The sequence below is a fragment of the Streptomyces sp. G45 genome (assembly GCF_049542095.1).
In the GTDB taxonomy this organism is placed as follows: Bacteria; Actinomycetota; Actinomycetes; order Streptomycetales; family Streptomycetaceae; genus Streptomyces.
Genome location: NZ_JBMUZU010000001.1, coordinates 7,350,747 through 7,368,575, shown reverse-complemented (window position 1 = coordinate 7,368,575; position 17,829 = coordinate 7,350,747). Strand labels below are relative to the sequence as shown.

The 17,829-nt window shown below is 74.2% G+C and carries 11 protein-coding genes, 1 tRNA gene and 2 pseudogenes; 6 read left to right on the top strand and 8 right to left on the bottom strand.

All coding sequences use genetic code 11. The features are described 5' to 3' along the window. The first annotated feature begins 234 nt into the window (after positions 1 to 234). Both ACOBQU_RS31235 and ACOBQU_RS31230 read left to right on the top strand, forming a co-directional pair. A pseudogene (locus tag ACOBQU_RS31235) lies at positions 235 to 1,222 on the top strand (aldo/keto reductase). Continuing rightward, a complete protein-coding gene (locus ACOBQU_RS31230; RefSeq protein WP_423631701.1) occupies positions 1,219 to 3,684 on the top strand; it encodes a helix-hairpin-helix domain-containing protein in 2,466 nt (821 codons plus the stop codon). The pseudogene ACOBQU_RS31235 and the gene ACOBQU_RS31230 overlap by 4 nt, the downstream one beginning before the upstream one ends. Positions 3,685 to 4,008: 324 nt before the next feature. On the opposite strand, the gene ACOBQU_RS31225 is transcribed toward ACOBQU_RS31230, so the two are convergent. Beyond that, positions 4,009 to 4,938, bottom strand: a complete 930-nt coding sequence (locus ACOBQU_RS31225; RefSeq protein WP_423631699.1) for a hypothetical protein — start codon at positions 4,936 to 4,938, stop codon at positions 4,009 to 4,011. A gap of 47 nt (positions 4,939 to 4,985) precedes the next feature. On the opposite strand from ACOBQU_RS31225, the gene ACOBQU_RS31220 reads away from it, so the two are divergent. Then, the gene (locus ACOBQU_RS31220; protein ID WP_016641768.1) at positions 4,986 to 5,174 is read left to right on the top strand and encodes a DUF5703 family protein; all 189 of its coding nucleotides are present in this window, start codon (positions 4,986 to 4,988) and stop codon (positions 5,172 to 5,174) included. Positions 5,175 to 5,303: 129 nt separating this feature from the next. Here the strand turns inward: ACOBQU_RS31220 and ACOBQU_RS31215 are convergent, their stop codons facing one another. The 3 genes from ACOBQU_RS31215 to ACOBQU_RS31205 form a co-directional block, all read right to left on the bottom strand. Further along, positions 5,304 to 6,245 (bottom strand): chaplin family protein, encoded by a 942-nt coding sequence (locus ACOBQU_RS31215; protein ID WP_423631697.1) that lies wholly within the window; start codon positions 6,243 to 6,245, stop codon positions 5,304 to 5,306. A gap of 188 nt (positions 6,246 to 6,433) precedes the next feature. Beyond that, entirely contained in the window at positions 6,434 to 6,667 is a 234-nt protein-coding gene (chpH, locus tag ACOBQU_RS31210) for a chaplin ChpH (protein ID WP_423631695.1), read from the bottom strand. A 238-nt stretch (positions 6,668 to 6,905) separates the two neighbouring features. Next, on the bottom strand, positions 6,906 to 8,249 hold the full coding sequence (locus ACOBQU_RS31205) for a M20/M25/M40 family metallo-hydrolase (protein WP_423631693.1): 1,344 nt from the start codon (positions 8,247 to 8,249) through the stop codon (positions 6,906 to 6,908). 186 nt (positions 8,250 to 8,435) lie between these two features. Here ACOBQU_RS31205 and ACOBQU_RS31200 point away from each other — a divergent pair. Next, a tRNA-Leu gene (locus ACOBQU_RS31200) sits at positions 8,436 to 8,522 on the top strand. Between the two features lie 68 nt (positions 8,523 to 8,590). On the opposite strand, the pseudogene ACOBQU_RS31195 reads toward ACOBQU_RS31200, so the two are convergent. From ACOBQU_RS31195 to ACOBQU_RS31185, 3 genes and pseudogenes are all read right to left on the bottom strand, one after another. Then, a pseudogene (locus ACOBQU_RS31195) lies at positions 8,591 to 11,409 on the bottom strand (peroxidase family protein). Between the two features lie 348 nt (positions 11,410 to 11,757). After that, positions 11,758 to 12,168 (bottom strand): YchJ family protein, encoded by a 411-nt coding sequence (locus ACOBQU_RS31190; protein WP_423631691.1) that lies wholly within the window; start codon positions 12,166 to 12,168, stop codon positions 11,758 to 11,760. Positions 12,169 to 13,066: 898 nt separating this feature from the next. Beyond that, entirely contained in the window at positions 13,067 to 13,813 is a 747-nt protein-coding gene (locus ACOBQU_RS31185; RefSeq protein WP_423631690.1) for a FadR/GntR family transcriptional regulator, read from the bottom strand. Between the two features lie 135 nt (positions 13,814 to 13,948). Here ACOBQU_RS31185 and ACOBQU_RS31180 point away from each other — a divergent pair, with 135 nt between their 5' ends. Then, the gene (locus ACOBQU_RS31180; RefSeq protein ID WP_423634819.1) at positions 13,949 to 14,467 is read left to right on the top strand and encodes a gluconokinase; all 519 of its coding nucleotides are present in this window, start codon (positions 13,949 to 13,951) and stop codon (positions 14,465 to 14,467) included. Positions 14,468 to 14,648: 181 nt separating this feature from the next. Further along, entirely contained in the window at positions 14,649 to 16,046 is a 1,398-nt protein-coding gene (locus tag ACOBQU_RS31175; protein ID WP_423631688.1) for a GntP family permease, read from the top strand. A 132-nt stretch (positions 16,047 to 16,178) separates the two neighbouring features. Here ACOBQU_RS31175 and ACOBQU_RS31170 read toward each other — a convergent pair whose 3' ends face one another. Then, positions 16,179 to 17,804: an APC family permease gene (locus ACOBQU_RS31170; protein ID WP_423631686.1), complete on the bottom strand. Its 1,626-nt coding sequence runs from the start codon at positions 17,802 to 17,804 to the stop codon at positions 16,179 to 16,181. Between the last annotated feature and the right edge of the window lie 25 nt (positions 17,805 to 17,829).

Genomic DNA, 17,829 nt, shown 5'->3' with positions numbered 1-17,829 from the left:
GTGCCGGGACTGTAGCGCGCGGGTGCGGGATCCGACAGGCGGGCGGCGCCCACGGGGTGCGGAGGGCCGGGGCGGTCCTCTCACGCGTGAGGGCCGACCCACAGGGCGATGGCGGCCCGAGCGGCGGGCCCGGCGGCCCTCTCGCGCGTGACGGCCGGGTGACGGTGATGTCCACAACCGCGCGTTTGTCCACAGGAACACCCGCTGTGGAGGCATGGCCAGTAATCTCGCGCCATGGAACAGAGGCATCTCGGCCGTACAGGTCTGCGTGTGTCCCGGATCGGACTCGGCACCCTGACCTGGGGGTACGCCGACGAGATCGGGGAGAGCGACGCCGCGGACCTGCTCAAGGTCTTCTGGGAGGCGGGCGGCACGCTCATCGACACGGCCGATGTGTACGGCGACGGGGAGGCCGAGTACCTCCTCGGCCGCCTCGTGGAGCGCCTCGTCCCCCGCCGTGACCTCGTCATCGCGACCAAGGCGGGCAGCGTCCCCGACCCGGACCGGCGCTTCGACGGCTCCCGCGGCCACCTGCTCGCCGCCCTCGACGCCTCCCTGGCCCGCCTGGGCACGGACTATGTGGACCTGTGGCAGGTCCACGCCTTCGACCCGGAGACACCCCTCGAGGAGACGCTCCAGGCCCTGGACATCGCGGTCAGCACCGGCCGCGCACGGTACGCGGGCGTGTCCAACTTCAGCGGCTGGCAGCTCGCCAAGGCGGCCACCTGGCAGCTGGCCTCCCCCGGCACCCGCACCCGCCTCGCCAGCACGCAGATGGAGTACAGCCTGCTCCAGCGCGGCGTCGAGCGCGAGGTGCTGCCCGCCGCCGTCGACCTGGGCGTGGGGCTGCTCCCTCCTCCCCCTCGGCCGCGGCGTCCTCACCGGCAAGTACCGGCACGCCACGCCCGCCGACTCGCGCGGCGCCTCCGAGCAGTTCGCCCCCTTCGTCGCGCCGTACCTGGACGACGCCGCGGGCCGGGTCGTCGACGCGGTCGCGATAGCGGCCGACGGCCTCGCCGTGACGCCGCTCCAGGTGGCCCTCGCCTGGGTGCGCGACCGCCCCGGAGTGACCGCCCCCCTCATCGGCGCGCGCACCGCCCAGCAGCTCACGGCGGCGTTGTCAGTGGAGACCCTTAGTCTTCCTGACGAGATCTGCCAGGCGCTCGACGACGTGTCGGCGCCCGTGCACCGCTACCCAGACCAGGACTGGAGCACGCTGTGAGTACGGAGTCCGCCGCCGCGGAGGTTGCCGAGCCGAGGAGCCCGGACGCCGCGGTTCCAGGACCGGGGGCCCAGGGTGGCCCGGACGGTGCCCCCGAGGCCGCGGGCCCCGAGGCCGAGAGCGGCGCGGAGGCCGCTTCCGAGGCCGATGCGGAGGCGGCGTCCGAGGGCGGCTCCGGCCAGGCGGCCGAAGGCGCCGCGGACGGCGGGACCGCGGAAGGTCAGGCCGAGGGCGGCGCGGGCGGTGAGGTGTCCGAGGCCGAGGCCGAGCTTGCCGCGCAGCGAGAGCTGCGGGAGCGGATCGAGCAGCGCAAGGCCGCGAAGAAGGGCCCGGTCGCGGCCGGAGGGAAGCTCCAGGGCACGGCGGCCGACCTGCTGGCGGCGGTGCGGGCCGTGGAGAGCGGTGAGAAGCCCGTCGCCTCCGCGTTCCGTGCGCCCGAGCCGGTCGCGCCCCGCAGGCCCGCGCCCGAGCCGGTGCGCCGACCGGCGCCCGAGGCCCCGCCGCGCCCGGCCGAGCCCGCGCCGGAGGCCGTGGCGGCGGTGGCCGCCGTGCTGGCCGAGGGCGGGGCGCCCGCCGCGCTCGCCGCCCGGACGGCGGCCGCGCTCGGCGAGGGCGCCGACGGACAGCTGCGCGAGGACCCGTGGCAGCTGCTGCGCGTCACCGGGGTGCGGCCCGAACAGGCCGACGGGTTCGCGCGGGCGCTGCTCGGGCCCGAGTGCGGCCCCGACGACGAGCGCAGGGGCCGCGCCCTGACCGTCTGGCTGCTCGACCAGGCCGCGGTCGCCGGGCACACGGCCCTGGACTCGGCCGCACTCACGGCGGCGCTCGGCCAGCGCGGGGTGCCGGACCCGGACGCGGCGGTGCAGAGCGCGATCGCCGAGGGCGACGTGCTCGTCTTCCAGGACGCGCTGGACGGCGCCCCCGTGGCGGAGGCACCCGCCGTGAGCCCGGAGGGCGCGGACGGTGAGGGCGGCGCGGACGCCCCGGACGGCGAGCAGGCGGCGGTGCCGGTCCGCGTCCTGTTCGGCCTTGAGCGGTACGCGCTCGCGGAGGAGAGCCTCGCCGACGGACTGGCCCGCCTCCTCAACACGGCCCTGCCGACCGCGTCGGCGGCATCGCGCGCGTCGAACAGCTCGGACACCTCGGGCTCCCCGGACTCCCCGGACTCTCCGGATTCCCCGGGCTCTCCGGACGCTTCCGCGGCGGGCGACGGCGCCGGGCCGGGGGCCGAGGCGTGGGAGTCCGCGGCGGGCGCGGCGTCCGGTTCCGCGGCCGAGCTGATCCGGGCCGTCGCCGGGCACGGCCTGGTCCTGCACACGGGCGGCGAGGCGGCCCGCGCCGAGCCCGCCGCGCTCGTGGCCGCCGCCCGGTCCCTGGGCCTGCGGGTCTGCGCGGCGACGCACAGCGCGGACGGGCGGCGACGGCTCGCCGAGCACATCGGAGCACCGGACGCCACCGGACTGGACGCCCCGGGTGGCCCGGGCGCCCCAGCCGCCGCCGAGCCGACCGCCGTGGTGACCGTGGCGGGGCTGCTGTCCGGGCGCGAGGGCCCCGGGAGGGACGCGGACGGCGCGCTCGCCCTCGACGTCCTGGTGGTCCTGGACGCCCCGCAGATGGACGTGGAGACGGCGGCGATGCTCGTCGAGTCGCTGCCGGACGGCGCCCGGCTCGTGCTCAGCGGCGACCCCGGAGTGCTGTGGTCGGCGGGCCCCGGCCGGGTGTTCGCGGACCTCCTCGCCGCGCGCTGCTGCCCCCAGATCGCCTCGCGCACCCCGGACCCCGGCCCCATCGGCGAGCTGGTCTCCGGGATCGGCGTCGGTGAGCTGGGCGAGGTCTCCGCGCCGGACAAGGAGGTCGTGATCGTGCCGGTGCGGGACGCGGCCGACGCGATCCACCGCACGGTGCAGCTCGTCGCCGACTCGGTGCCGCGCGCGCTCGGCGTGCCCTCCGAGGACACCCAGGTCATCACGCCGGGCCACGGCGGCGCCGCGGGCACGCGCGCCCTGAACGCGGCCCTGAAGGAGCGGCTGAACCCGGGCCCGGGCCGGTTCGGCGGCTTCGACCCCGGCGACCGCGTGGCCCACGCCCCCGTCCCGGGCCGCACGGCGCTCGGCCGGGTGGTCGGGGCCGACGCGGAGGGCCTGCACCTGGAGTGCGACGGCGCCCCCGTGGTCGTACCGAAGGAGCGCGTGGAGCAGACCGTGCGCCACGCCTGGGCGCTGACCGCGCATCAGGCGGTGGGGCGCCGCTGGCCCGCGGCGGTGGTCGTGCTGCCCGGCGACGCGGCGGCGGCCCTGACCCGGCCCTGGGTCTACACGGCGTTCAGCCGTGCCGGACGCCACCTGTCGGTGGTCCAGGGCGTCGGCCAGGCCCTGCCCCAGGCAGTGGCGGAGCGCCCGGCGAAGGACCGTACGACCCGCCTGATCACCCTGCTGCGACCGCAGGTGCCCGCGACGCGGTAGCGCGCCGGGGCGGACGTGGAACCCCCGCGTCCGCCCCGGCCGGGCGCGGAGCCTTCGATTCCGCGCGCCGCGGGCCGTGGGCCGCGAACCGCACGGTGTGGGCGCCCTCGTGGCCCCCCACCCGAGAGCCCGGCTCGCGGTGTGCACGACGGCGTTGGTGACCGGCACCGTGGCATGGGTGACCAACACCGTCACGCCGAGCGTCGCCATGTCACAAGCCCCGGGGCGCCGACCGCGAGGAGACGCTGCGAGCCGGTCACGCGTCAACCGCCGGGCGCGCGCGGCGGAACCGGGCCGCGCACCCCCTCGCGCGCGGCCCCAGCCCTACGCGGACGCGTCGCGCTTCCGCCGCTCGAAGACCTCCACGTCCTCCATGCCATCCACGTCATCGCCGCCATCGCCGCCATCGCCGCCATCGGTGTCATCGGCGTCATCGGCGTCATCGCCGTCGTCCGGGGCGTCCGGGTCGTCGACCTCGTCCACCACGTCGTCGACGCCGTTCAGGGACCCGGTCTCGTCCAGGTCGTAGTCGAGGTCCCCGTCGTCGATCTCCGCGTCCAGGACCGCGTCGGCCCGGTCCGCGTCATCGAGGTCGTCAAGGTCGTCTGCGTCGTCGTCGAGGTCGTCGAGGTCGCTGTCGGCCTCCTCGTCGAAGACCGCGCTCACGTCGAAGCGGCACACGACGCGCTGCGGGTCCGCCTGTTCGAAGGGGGACTCCAGCCACTCCCCGGCCTCCGCTGGCTCGTCCAGGGCGGTGACCCACAGCGTGGAGTCGCCCTCCTCCAGGCCGAACTCCTTGTGCCGGGAGGCGATCTCGTCCGGTTCGAACTCGCCGAAGAGCAGGCCGATCGCACCGGGGAGCGTGCCTCCCTGCCGGTCGGCGTCCGCGTCCCCGTCGTCCCCCTCCGCGGCCTCGACCCGCGCCGCCTGCGCGAGGAGCCGCTGCGGCTCCACGACGGCGTAGTCGCGCCGGATCAGCACGCTCAGCGCGGTCGGCTCCGCCGGGCCCTGGTACGGCGGCAGGCTGTCCTCCGCTCCGGGGATCTCGAACGGGGTGACCTCGTCGTAGCCGTCGTAGAGCAGTTCGTCGTAGGTCTCGGCCGCGGCGGCCAGTTCGTTGAACGCCTCGTAGACGGCCGGATCGTCCTCGCCCGACCTGCGTTCGACCGCCGCAAGGTGGCGGTCGAGCGCGGTCTTGACCGCCTCGGCGGCGGCGCGTACCTCGGCAGCGGTCGGCTGCGCAGCATCAGACATAGTGCAGACGCTATCCGTACGGGGCCGGTGCCCGCACAATAGATGCGATGCCGGAATACGAATTTGTCGACGTGTACGTTCCGCGCGGGGTGTCCCGCAAGGAGGCCACGCGTCTGCTGACGGACCACGCAGAGTACGGACACTGGGAGTTGGACCGCCTCAGCCTGCACGCCGACGGCAGTCGGCGGGTGCGCCTGCGGCGACGGATCATCCGCCAGGTACGGGCCACGTGGTGACCGGTGCCTGAGCGCTCGGGACGGACCGTGAGGGCGCCTTGAGGGGGCCGCGACAGGGCCCGGAGCAGGAACGGAGCGGGCCCCGCGATCGCGGGGCCCGCTCCGTTTCCGCTCACCGGTCGGACCGCGTCAGGCGCGGGCCTTCCGGTACAGGATCGAGCCCGCCACCAGCATGCCCGCGCCCAGCGGCAGGGCGGCACCGGCCGGGAGCGAGCTGCCGGTCTGCGCCAGCTGGTCCTTGCCCTCGGGCGGGGCGATGACCTGCGTGGCGGGCTGGTTGGCGCCGCCGCTGTCGGCCACGTCGGCGTGGTCGCTCCCGTCCCCCGGCCGGTCGCCGCCGGGCTGCCCCGGCCCGCCCGGGTGGCCCGGCTGACCCGGCTGGCCCGGCTCACCGGGCTGCGTGGGGTTGCCCGGCTCGCCGGGGTCGCCCGGCTTCCCCGGCTTCCCCGGGTTGGTCGGCTTCTCGCCGTTGCCCGGCTTGGTCGGGTGCCCCGGCCCACCGGGCTCCCCTGGCTCACCGGGCTGACCGGGTTTCCCAGGCTGTCCGGGCCTACCCGGCTCGCCCGGCTTACCCGGCTCGCCCGGCTGACCGGGCTGACCCGGCTCCCCGGGCGGCGCCGTCTCGCCGCCACCCCCGTGGTTGGCGCAGTCGTTGCCCACCGCCGCGTTGCCCGCGCCGCCGATGGTGACGGTGTTGCCGCACAGGTTGATCGGTGCGTACACGGGCGCCTGCACGGTGTTGCCGGAGCCGACGCCGGGCGAGTGGGTGGCGTGGCCGTCGGACGAGGAGCCGCCCGGGTGCTCGTCGCCGTAGCCACCCCCGTCTCCGGGGGAGTTTGTACAACGGTTGCCGATCGCGGGATTCAGCACCCCGACCACGTTCACGGTGTTGCCGCACGCGTTGACCGGCGCGTGCACCGGCGCCTGCACCGTGTTGCCCGACAGGACGCCGGGCGCGTGGGAACTCCCGCCCTCCGCGCCCGCGTCGGCGTGCGCGTAACCGCCGGTGACCGCGAGGACACCACCGGCGGCCGCCGCCGTGATCAGGGTCTTTCGTGTGGCCTGTCGCATGGTTCTCCCTGCCTCCTCTGCCTGCTCTTCCGTTGCCTGCTCTTCCGTCCGGAAAGGGGCGCACGGGCGGGACCTCGCCGTGCGTCCAATGCCCGTCGGCCCCGGAGTGCGTGGCAAGCACTCCGGGGCCGACGGACTCAAGAGACCCTCAGGGGGTGAGGCCCCTCACGGGGTGGGGCACGGCGGCGTCACTTGTTGACGCAGTAGTTGCCGAAGGCGGGGTTGAGCACGCCGATCACCGAGATGGTGTTGCCGCAGGCGTTCACCGGCACGTGCACGGGGATCTGCACGACGTTGCCGGAGGCCACGCCCGGGGAGTGCACGGCGGCACCCTGCGCACCGGCGTCGGCAGCGGCGACGCCCGCGCCAGCGAGTACGAGGCCACCCGTGACGGCCGCGGCGGCGACAACCTTCTTGATCATTAGTTCCTCCTAGTAGGCCATGCGGTCCCAGCCGCGGACCGCACCACCTGTAACGAGGAGGCCGAAGGGGGGCTACGAGCCCCGATCTGCTTTCACTCTTTTCAGTCAAACGCGCACACGCGGCCGATTGCTGAAGTGTCGTTTCGGCTGGTGAACCGACGTGTGCGCCGCCCCGGAGGTCGACTTGTGGACAGGGACACGGGGGTGTCGGCTGCCCCCTCGGGGACGGCGTACCGGGTCAGGAGGCGTCGATGAAGCGGTCCAGGACGCGCACGCCGAACTTCAGGCCGTCCACCGGCACCCGCTCGTCGACGCCGTGGAACATGCCCGCGAAGTCCAGCTCCGGCGGCAGCTTGAGCGGAGCGAAGCCGAAGCCGCGGATGCCCAGGTCGTCGAAGGACTTGGCGTCCGTACCGGCGGAGAGCATGTACGGCACGGCGCGCGCGATGGGGTCCTCCGCCTGGAGCGCCGACTGCATGGCGTCCACCAGGGCGCCGTCGAAGGTGGTCTCCAGGGCCTTGTCCGCGTGCACGTCCTCGCGCTTCACGTTCGGCCCGAGGATCCGGTCGAGGTCGGCGAGGAACTCCTCCTCGTACCCCGGCAGGAACCGCCCGTCGACGTGCGCGGTGGCCTGGCCCGGAATCACGTTCACCTTGTAACCGGCGCCCAGCTGCGTGGGGTTCGCGGTGTTCTGGAGCGAGGCACCGATCAGCTTGGCGATGCCGCCGAGCTTGGCAAGGGTCTCGTCCATGTTCTCCGGGTCCAGCTCGGTGCCCAAGGCGTCGCCCAGCTCGTCCAGGAAGTGCCGCAGCGTCTTCGTCACCCGGATCGGGAACTTGTGCCGCCCGAGCCGCCCGACGGCCTCGGACAGCTCCGTGATGGCGTTGTCCTTGTGGATCATCGAGCCGTGCCCGGCGGTGCCGTCCACGGTCAGCTTCATCCAGTGCATGCCCTTCTGGGCCGTCTCCACGAGATACAGCCGCAGCTGCTCGTTGACGGTGAAGGAGAAGCCGCCGACCTCGCTGATCGCCTCGGTGACGCCCTCGAAGAGCTCCGGGTGGTTGTCGACGAGGTAACGCGCCCCGTACGTCCCGCCCGCCTCCTCGTCCGCCAGGAACGCGAGCACGATGTCCCGCGGCGGCTTGCGGCCGCTGCGCAGGCGATCGCGGACGACCGCGAGGGTCATCGCGTCCATGTCCTTCATGTCGACGGCGCCCCGGCCCCACACGCAGCCGTCGGCGATCTCCCCGGAGAAGGGGTGGTGCGTCCAGTCCTGCGCATTGGCCGGTACGACGTCGGTGTGGCCGTGGATGAGCAGCGCGGGCCGCGACGGGTCCTCGCCCTCGATGCGGGCCACGGTGGAGGCGCGCCCCGGGTGCGACTCGAAGATCCGCGGTTCGAGCCCCACCTCCGCGAGCTTCTCCGCGACGTACTCGGCGGCCTTGCGCTCGCCCGGCCCCGAGTGGTCCCCGTAGTTGCTGGTGTCCATCCGGATCAGGTCCCGGCAGAGGTCGACGACCTCGTCCTCGCCGGAGACGGCCCGCGCCCCGTTCGCCCTGCCGCCCGTGGTCGGCTCGCTCACGCTGTTCCTCCCGCTGTCGCGCTCTCGGTCTCCCCCATCCTCCCGCGCCGACCGTCCAGGCCCAAGGCCGGGCGGCTCTCGTCATACGCCGTTCACGCACATCACCCGCGTGATCAGGCACCCCCGAATGTTTGCTATGGTTTTCCACGTCGCCGCGGGAACGCCCCGCAAGGCGGCAGACACCTGGTCCGGGTGGCGGAATGGCAGACGCGCTAGCTTGAGGTGCTAGTGCCCTTTATCGGGCGTGGGGGTTCAAGTCCCCCTCGGACACCAGTGAGAAGGCCCCCTCGTGAGGGGGCCTTCTTCGTGTTCGGGGTCCCGGGGGCCGGTGCCGGGTGGGGTCAGCTGTCCTGCTGGGTCGGGGGGACCGTGCGCCACGGGGTGAACGGGGTCGCTCCCCTGGGGAGGAGGGACGCGAGGTCGGGGCAGTGGTGGAGGATGACGGAGGTCATGCTGCCCTGCTGGACCCAGTCGAGGCCCAGGGGGGTGTAGATCTCGGGGCGGAAGTCGACGGTGAGGAAGCGGTCGCTCTGGAGGCGGCGGGCGGCCATCAGGAGGAAGACGCGGAACGCCGTGTCGCTGAAGCCGAAGCCGGTCGGGGGTTCTCGGCGAAGAGGCCGATCACGGTGTCCACGTCGTCGACGGAGTCGTAGACGTCCCGCAGCCGGGCCAGGGTGTCCGGGGACTCGGTGAGGTCTTCGAAGCGGCGGACGCGCTGCTTGTGCAGGCCCTCGCGGAAGTCGTTGTAGCGGGGCACGCCGCGGCGCCGGGTGCGGACGAGGTCGACGACGGACAGGTCGATGATCTCGCCGTCGCGCTCGAACCGCTGGAGCGCGCGCGGGAAGTTGTGCAGCGTGATCGCTCCGGGGTGCGCGATGCCGAGGGAGTACAGGGTGTTGGCGAGGCCGGTCTTGCGCAGGGCGCCCTCGGTGGCCGCGCCCTGGACGTCGAGGAAGCCGACGGTCTCCAGGCGCTGCCCGAAGTGGTGCTCGCGCAGCTCGAAGTCGTCGGGGATGAGCGGGTGCATGCGGTAGACGGTGACGAAGTCCTCGGTGAGGGAGTACGGGGTGCCGTGGTGGTCGGGCAGGCTCGTCGGGACGCCGGTGAGGGCCTGGGCCTCGAACAGCCACAGGCCGAGCTTGTTCAGCCAGCCCGAGGGCGTGCCGCCCCAGGTGGTGTGCGCGCCGACGTCCATGGCCTCGGTGGCGAGGACCGCCGGGGTCCACTCCACGGTGTGGATCTTGGCGATGAGCGCGGAGACCACGAGCCGGGCGGTCTGGTAGACGGCGTCCTCGCTCATCGAGGGGTACGTGGAGCGCAGCGCGTCGCACACCGCGTTGTGCTCGCGGGCGAACAGGGTGTGCAGGGCGCTCAGCCCCAGCCACCAGCTGTCGGTGAAGCCGCTGAGCGGGGCGCCGCTCCGGGTGAGCGGCAGGTGGCCCTGTTCGAGGCGGAGGTGGGCGCCGCCGGGGACGCGCAGGGACTTCGCGGTGGCCTCGTCCGCGCCGTACACCTCGGAGCCGTCCCACCAGTGGGAGGTGGTGTTGGCGAAGCGGAGGGGAGGGCGGCCGTCGGGGGTGGGCAGCGGCTCGTTCTCGGCGAAGCGCATCACGCGCTCGGCGGGGCCGCCGGGCGTGTTGTGCCAGGCCATTCCGGCGGGCAGCGTCACCTCGACGGTCTTGGTGCCCGGCGGGTAGCGGCGGTGGTTGACCCAGTCGTGGACCTGGAACTGGATCCAGGCGGCGGCGAGCACGTTGAGGGACGTCGCGGGCAGGAACGTCTCGCGGTACAGGAGTTCGCGGCTGACCGTCACCGGGTTCGGGGTGTCGAAGAGGTCGGGCCGGTAGACGGGCGCCACGTTGCGCCCGAAGGGGGCGCCGACCGCGCCCATGGCGGGCGCGGACAGGTCGTTGTACGAGCCGTCGTAGGACCGGGCGGTGCGCAGCGTCCCGTCGGCCGGAGGGGGCGGCACGGGCACGGCCCGCGGCGGCGCCTCGTGCGCGTCGGTGTCGAGGAGGTTGCGGCGGCGCAGCGCCTTGCGCAGGAAGAGCACGTTGAGCACGCTCGCCGGCGGTGGCAGGCGGTGCCAGGGCACGAAGCGGTTGAGCAGGCCGAAGGCGGCGCCCGCGGGGACGCTCAGGATCCGGTTGCGCAGGGGCCGCGGGGGCAGGAAGCGCAGGCCCTGGCGGTGGGCGGCGCTGGCTTCGTAGGCGGCCTTGCGGGCCCGGTTGAGGTTGCCGAGCGGGCGGAAGTCGTCGGTGGTGTACCAGGGGTTGAAGGCGAGGTCCTCCACGCGTGCGGCGGCCGCGCGGGCCGCCGCGGAGTCGAGGTCCTGGCTCGGGATGGTGAGCCGGGCGACGGGCACGGCGGGGGCGATGGCCTCGCGCCACTCGACGGAGGCGTCCTCCACCGGCGTGCGCGTCTCGTCGACGTACGCCTGGACGCACAGGTCGAAGGTCACGTCGCCGGTGGCCAGGCGCAGCGCCAGCTCGCGGTGCAGCCGGTTGGGGTCGTGCCGGTCGGGCCGCGGGGCGTGGGCGGCGCTGCCCGCGGGGCGCAGCAGATAGCGCACGGGCCCGGTCGGGCCCCACAGGATGGCGCCGCCGCTGAAGTACGTCTCGCGCGCGAGGCTGGCGACGGTGTGCCGGGTGGCGGCCCGGAGGTCGCGGCGCATGCGCGTGGCGCTGGTCCGGCCGACGGCGAGCGGCAGCCTGACGTGCAGGGCGAGGGCCTGCTGGAGGCGGGTCCGGGCGCCCGCGAGGGCCTTGGCGCAGGCGACGAACTCGATGGCGTCCCTGGCGTGGGACGCGGCCCGGTTGGTGGCGAGCAGGTCGTGGCTCTCGTCGGCGCCGACGCCGACGCGTACGGCGATGCCGCGCAGGTCGGGGGCGCCGTCGGGCCCCCGGATGCCGCTGGCGTTGGAGAACCGCACGGTCGCCGGGTACTCGGCGCCGGGCCGCGCGTAGCCGTGGCACAGGGCCTCCGGGAGGTCGTCACGGAAGCGGAGGCGGGCGTTCTCCACGCCGAGTACGGCCTTGGCGTGCTGGGCGCGCGCGAGGGAACCGGCGCCCGCGGCGCGCCTGTTGGCGGCCTGGACCCGCGTCAGCTCGCGGGCGAGCCGGTCGAAGACGAGCCGCTCGGCCGCGGGGCCGCCGCCCAGGTAGCGCTCGTGGGTCTGTTCGGGCCGGTCCGGGCGGTCCGGCCCGCCGTGCTCGCCGGGCCGGTCCGGCTGGTCGGGTGGTGCGGTGTGGGCCATCGGGCGCTTCCCTTCGCACGAGGACGCGTACGCGGCGGGGGAAAGCGTAGAGGCTACTGGCGGCGGTGGGCGGCCGCAGGAGGCGATCGCGCCTATGTACGCGGGAGCGCGTGGCGTCGAACTGGCGCGCGGGCCGCGCTGTTCGGGCCCGTCAGGGGCGCGGGCGGGCCGGGCGCGCGGATGGGGCCGGGCCCCTGCGGACCGTCGGCCCCATCCGTTTCCGCGCGCGGTGGCCGGGTCGCGGCGGTCTCGTCAGTCGAGGAACGCGCCGTCCACGTACACCCACGCGCCGTTGACACGCTCGAAGCGGCTGCGTTCGTGCAGGGAGTCGGGACGGCCGCCGTCGGTGTAGCGGGCGCGGAAGGTGACGGTGCCGGTGCTGTGGAAGGCCGTGCCGTCGGCCGTGTCCTCGATCTCCAGGCCCGTCCAGCGCAGCGCCGGGTCGAAGCCGATGTGCGGCGGGCGGGTGCGGGGGTGCCAGGTGCGCAGCAGGTACGCCTCGTCCCCGCGGGCGAAGGCGCTGTAGCGGGACCGCATCAGCTCTTCGGGGCTCGCGGCGGCGGCCTCGCCCCGGTGCAGCCTGCCGCAGCACGACGCGTACGGGAGGGGGTGACCGCAGGGGCAGGGTTCGGGGCGGGGGGTGCGTCGGGGCATGGGAGCCATTGTCGCCGACGGGGGTGGTCGCGGGTCAGCGCCCCTGCGGGGTGCCTCCCGGCGAGGGGCACCGCCCGGTGAGGGACGCCTCCCGGCGAGGGGCACCGCCCGGTGAGGGGCACCGCCCGGTGAGGGGCACCGCCCGGTGAGGGGCACCGCCCGGTGAGGGACGCCTCCCGGCGAGGGGCACCGCCCGGTGAGGGGCACCGCCCGGTGAGGGACGCCTCCCGGCGAGGGGCACCGCCCGGTGAGAGGCACCGCTCGGTGAGGGACGCCTCCCGGCGAGGGGCACCGCCCGGTGAGGGGCACCGCTCGGTGCCAGTGAGCACGCCCGGCAGGGGGGCGGCGCCCGGCGCGGGACGCCCCCGGGGTCGGGACACGGCCCGGCGCCGGTCGGCACGCCCGGCGCGGATCAGCGCCCGGCTACGGAACGCCTCCCGGCGCGGGACGCCGCCCGCGTGGGGCGCTTCCCAGCGCGGGACACCGCCCGGCGCCCGTCCTACACCCGGCACGGGTAAACGCCCGGCAACGGAACGCCTCCTGGCACGGGACACCACCCGCGTGGGGCGCTTCCCAGCGCGGGACACCACCCTGTGCCGGTCAGTACATCCGGCGCGGGTCAGCGCCCGGCACGGCACGCCTCCGGGGTCGGGACACCACCTGCGCGGGACACATCCCGGGGCGGGGCGCATCCCCGTGCTGGTCAGTACGCCCGGCACGGGGCGCCCCCGAACGCGGAATTCCCCCGGCGCTGGACACTGCCCGTGCGGGACACCGCCCGTGTGGGACGCCTCCCGGCGCTGGATGCCTCCGGGGCTCGGGGCACCTTCCGACGCGGGACACCTCCCCCTGCCGGTCAGCGCGCCCGGCACAGGTCAGCGCCCGGCGTGGGACACCCCGGGACGAGTCAGCGCCCGGCGCGGGGCGCCCCCGGGCGCGGGGCGGTTTCCGGAGGTGGTGCCAGGATGTCCAGCTCGCGCAAGGCGCCCTCGGCGATCTCGCGGGTCAGGGCCTCGGCGCGGGACGCGTCGCCCTCGCGGACGGCCTCGGCGACGCGTACGTGCAGCGTGACGGCGGCCGGGTCCGGGTCCTCGAACATCACGTCGTGCTGGGTGCGGCCGGTGAGGACCTCGGCCACCACGTCGCCGAGGCGGGCGAACATCTCGTTGCCGGACGCGTTCAGGACCGTGCGGTGGAAGGCGATGTCGTGCACCAGGTACGCCTCCAGCTGGCGGCCCCGGGAGGTGGCGACCATGCCGAGGGCGCACTCGGTGAGGGCGGCGCACTGCTCGGCGGTGGCGTGGCGCGCCGCCAGGCCCGCGGCGGCGGGCTCGACCGCCGAGCGCAGCACGGTCAAGGAGCGCAGCTGGCGCGGCCGGTCGGTGCCCGCGAGGCGCCAGCGGATGACCTGCGGGTCGTAGACGTTCCACTCCTCGGCGGGACGCACCGTGACGCCGACGCGGCGCCGGGACGCGACCAAGTGCATGGACTCCAGGACGCGGACGGCCTCGCGCATCACCGACCGGGACACCTCGAAGCGCTGCGCCAGCTCATCGGTGCGCAACACGCTGCCGGGAGGGTACTCGCCCGCCGTGATGGCGGGCCCGAGGCTGTCCAGTACGCGGGCGTGAAGGCCACGGGCCGGTGCGGTCATGAGGTCAGCGTACGAGGGGCCACCCGACCCCAAAAAGTCAGACTTTTAAGTCACAGGGTCTTGAATTCGTCTGACCTAATAGGTTTCAGTGGCGTGAACGTCGAAGAGGACGAACAGGACAGCGAGGCAGCAGCGATGAGCACCCCCCACGTCGTCGTAGTGATGGGCGTCGCAGGAACGGGCAAGACCACCGTCGGCGCGTTGCTCGCGGCCCGGCTCGGCGTCCCGTACGCCGAGGGCGACGGCTTCCACCCCGAGGCGAACATCGCGAAGATGTCCGCCGGGACGCCGCTCACCGACGAGGACCGCTGGCCCTGGCTGGACGCCATCGGCCGGTGGGCGCACGGCCGGGCCGGGCTCGGCGGCGTGGTGAGCTGCTCGGCCCTGAAGCGGAGCTACCGCGAACGGCTGCTCGCGGCGGCCCCCGGCCTGGTCTTCCTCCATCTCACCGGCGACCGCGCGCTCATCGAGGAGCGGATGGCCCAGCGCAAGGGCCACTTCATGCCGACCGCGCTGCTCGACTCGCAGTTCGCCACGCTCCAGCCGCTGGGGCCCGACGAGCCGGGCGTCGCCGTGGACGTCTCGGGCACGCCCGAGGAGATCACGGAGCGGTCCGCGGCGGCCCTCGCCGCGCTCACCCCCGGCGCCGCCTGACCTCCACCACCCGCCGCCGCCCCTTCTGCTCCGCCCCGCCAGTCCCTTCAGTCCCTTCAGCCTCTTCAGCCACTCCAGCCTCTTCAGTGCGCCGTACATCCGTACGTCCGTACGTCCACCCCCGACTCGTACGCGCCCATGAGCCGTACGCCCCCACCCCGTCCACGCACAAGGAACCACCGTGACCAGTCTCAGCGTCGAGATGCTGGCAGCGGATCCCGTCGAGCCGATCACCTCGGCGGGCCACGCCCAGCTCGGGATCGCCGTCCTCGCGGGCATCGCCGTCATCGTCGTGCTCATCACCAAGTTCAAGGTCCATGCCTTCCTGGCGCTGACCATCGGCTCGCTGGCGCTCGGCGCCTTCGCCGGGGCCCCGCTCGACAAGGCGATCAGCAGCTTCACCACCGGGCTCGGCTCCACCGTGGCGGGCGTGGGCGTGCTCATCGCGCTCGGCGCGATCCTCGGCAAGCTGCTCGCGGACTCCGGCGGCGCCGACCAGATCGTCGACACGATCCTGGCGAAGGCGGGAGGGCGCTCGATGCCCTGGGCCATGGTGCTCATCGCGTCCGTGATCGGGCTCCCGCTGTTCTTCGAGGTCGGCATCGTGCTGCTGATCCCGGTCGTCCTGATGGTCGCCCAGCGGGGCAACTACTCCCTGATGCGCATCGGCATCCCGGCGCTCGCGGGCCTGTCCGTGATGCACGGCCTGATCCCGCCGCACCCCGGCCCGCTCGTCGCGATCGACGCGGTCAAGGCCAACCTGGGCGTCACGCTCGCCCTCGGCGTGCTCGTCGCCATCCCCACCGTCGTCGTGGCGGGGCCGCTGTTCTCCAAGGTCGCCGCGCGCTGGGTCGACGTGGCGCCTCCGGAGCGGATGATTCCGCAGCGGGCCTCCGAGGACCTGGAGAAGCGGCCCGGCTTCGGCGCGACCATCGCCACCGTGCTGCTGCCGGTGGTGCTGATGCTGGCCAAGGCCCTCGTCGACATCGTCGTGGACAACCCCGAGGCCACCGTGCAGCGGGTCTTCGACGTCGTCGGGTCGCCGCTGATCGCGCTGCTCGCCGCGGTGCTCGTGGGCATGTTCACCCTCGGCCGGGCGGCCGGGTTCACCAAGGAGCGGCTCTCCGCCACCGTGGAGAAGTCCCTCGCGCCCATCGCGGGCATCCTGATGATCGTCGGCGCGGGCGGGGGCTTCAAGCAGACCCTCATCGACTCCGGCGTGGGGCAGATGATCCTCGACATCTCCGAGGACTGGTCCATCCCCGCGCTGCTGCTCGCCTGGCTCATCGCCGTGGCGATCCGGCTCGCCACGGGGTCCGCCACGGTGGCGACGATCTCCGCCGCGGGTCTTGTGGCGCCGCTGGCCGCGGACATGTCCACGGCGCACACCTCGCTGCTCGTGCTGGCCATCGGGGCCGGGTCGCTCTTCTTCAGCCATGTGAACGACGCCGGGTTCTGGCTGGTGAAGGAGTACTTCGGGCTTGACGTGGGGCAGACCGTCAAGACGTGGTCGGTGATGGAGACGGTCATCTCTGTGGTGGCGGGTGGGGTGGTGCTGCTGCTGTCGCTGGTGATCTAGCCCCCACCCCGCCCCTTCCCGAAACCGGGGCTCCGCCCCGGGCCCCGGTTTCGGATGGGGCTTCGCCCCTTTCCCCCTCGTTGGCGCTTCGCGCCTCGTCCTCAAACGCCGGACGGGCTTGAAGCCTCGTCCTCACACGCCGGGCGGGCCTGAGGTGCTTGCCGCCTTCTCCAGTTGGAAGGCCTCGTTGCCCAGGCCGATCCTCGCGTGGGCCTGGGGGCGGCGGGCCCGCATCACGCTGCCGTGGACGAGGCCCACCACGGCCGCCGCGACGATGATGCCCGGCAGGACCCAGCTGAGGGCGGAGTCGGGGCCCGCGGCCACCAGGACGTCGAAGTCGCGGATCGTGTAGGCCGCGATGACCAGCAGGGCCGCCCCGGCCAGGCCGGACGCGACGATGCGCCAGAACTGCGTACGGGCCGCGCCGCGCCGGACGAAGAAGACGATGACGGCGATGGACGCGGTCGCCATCAGGAGCAGCACGCCGAGCGCGCCCACGTTGCCGCCCCAGGTGAACAGGTGCAGGACCGGCGCCGTGGGGTCACCGGTGGGCTTGTCGTCGGTGACCGCGAAGACCACGACCACCACGGCGGCCACCACGGTCTGGAGCAGGGAGCCGGTGCCCGGCGCGCCGCTCGCGCCGTTGGTGCGGCCGAACGCCGCGGGCAGCAGCCCCTCGCGGCCCATCGCGAAGGCGTACCGCGCGACGACGTTGTGGAAGCTGACGATCGCCGCGAACACCCCGGTCACGAACAGCACGTGCAGCACGTCCGTGAAGGTGCCGCCGAGCCGGGGCTCCGTGAGGCCGAACAGCAGGCCCGCGCTCTGCTCCCGCGCGGCGGGGACGATCCCGTCGGGCCCGGCCGCCACGGTCAGCGCCCAGGAGCTGAGCGCGAAGAACACGGCGACGAAGCCGACGGCGAGGAACATCACGCGCGCCACCACGACATGGGGCTTGCTGGTCTCCTCCGCGTACACCGGCGCCTGCTCGAAGCCGGTGAACGCGGCGATGCAGAAGCACAGCGAGGTGGCGACGCCCGCGCCAGTGAGCGTGTCCGGGTTGAAGGCGTGCAGCGAGAGGCCCTGGTCGGAGGGGTCGGACACGGCGGCGATGTCGAAGATGACGACGAGCGCGACCTCGATGAGCAGCAGCACGCCGAGGACCCGCGCGTTGAGGTCGATCTTCAGCCAGCCGAGGACCGCGACCAGGGCGACGGTGATCAGGGCCGGTATCCACCAGGCGACGGTGACGTCGAGGTGCTTGTCGAGCAGCACGGACACCTCGAAGCCGAGCATGCCGTACAGTCCCGCCTGCATCACGCTGTACGCGACGAGGGCCACGACGGACGCGCCCGCGCCCGCGGTGCCGCCGAGGCCCCGCGAGATGTACGCGTAGAACGCCCCCGCGTTGTGGACGTGGCGGCTCATCTCCGCGTACCCGAAGCTGAACAGGGCGAGGACGACGCCGAGCGCGAGGAACAGCAGCGGCTGGCCGACGACGCCCATGACGCCGTACGTGGTGGGCATGACGCCCGCGACGACCATGAGCGGGCCGGTGGCGGCGAGCACCGAGAGCAGCAGGCCCGCCGTGCCGAGGCGACCCGCGCGCAGGGCGCGCTCCTGGCCCATGTACGTGCTGATCCGGCCGCCGCCCGCCGGGGCGGGCCTGCCCCGCGTTCCGGTGCCGCGGCCCGTGGCCGCGTGACCGGCTCTGTCGCCGCCGCTGTGTGCGCTCGTGCTCGAACTGCCCGTCGCCATGGCGCGGTCGTCCTTTCCGCTCGCT

Coding starts and splice junctions, on each gene's coding strand:
- ACOBQU_RS31225 (WP_423631699.1), bottom strand. CDS start 4,938: ATGTCTGATGCTGCGCAGCCGACCGCTGCCGAGGTACGCGCCGCCGCC.
- ACOBQU_RS31190 (WP_423631691.1), bottom strand. CDS start 12,168: ATGGCTCCCATGCCCCGACGCACCCCCCGCCCCGAACCCTGCCCCTGC.
- ACOBQU_RS31215 (WP_423631697.1), bottom strand. CDS start 6,245: ATGCGACAGGCCACACGAAAGACCCTGATCACGGCGGCGGCCGCCGGT.
- ACOBQU_RS31180 (WP_423634819.1), top strand. CDS start 13,949: ATGAGCACCCCCCACGTCGTCGTAGTGATGGGCGTCGCAGGAACGGGC.
- ACOBQU_RS31185 (WP_423631690.1), bottom strand. CDS start 13,813: ATGACCGCACCGGCCCGTGGCCTTCACGCCCGCGTACTGGACAGCCTC.
- chpH (WP_423631695.1), bottom strand. CDS start 6,667: ATGATCAAGAAGGTTGTCGCCGCCGCGGCCGTCACGGGTGGCCTCGTA.
- ACOBQU_RS31220 (WP_016641768.1), top strand. CDS start 4,986: ATGCCGGAATACGAATTTGTCGACGTGTACGTTCCGCGCGGGGTGTCC.
- ACOBQU_RS31170 (WP_423631686.1), bottom strand. CDS start 17,804: ATGGCGACGGGCAGTTCGAGCACGAGCGCACACAGCGGCGGCGACAGA.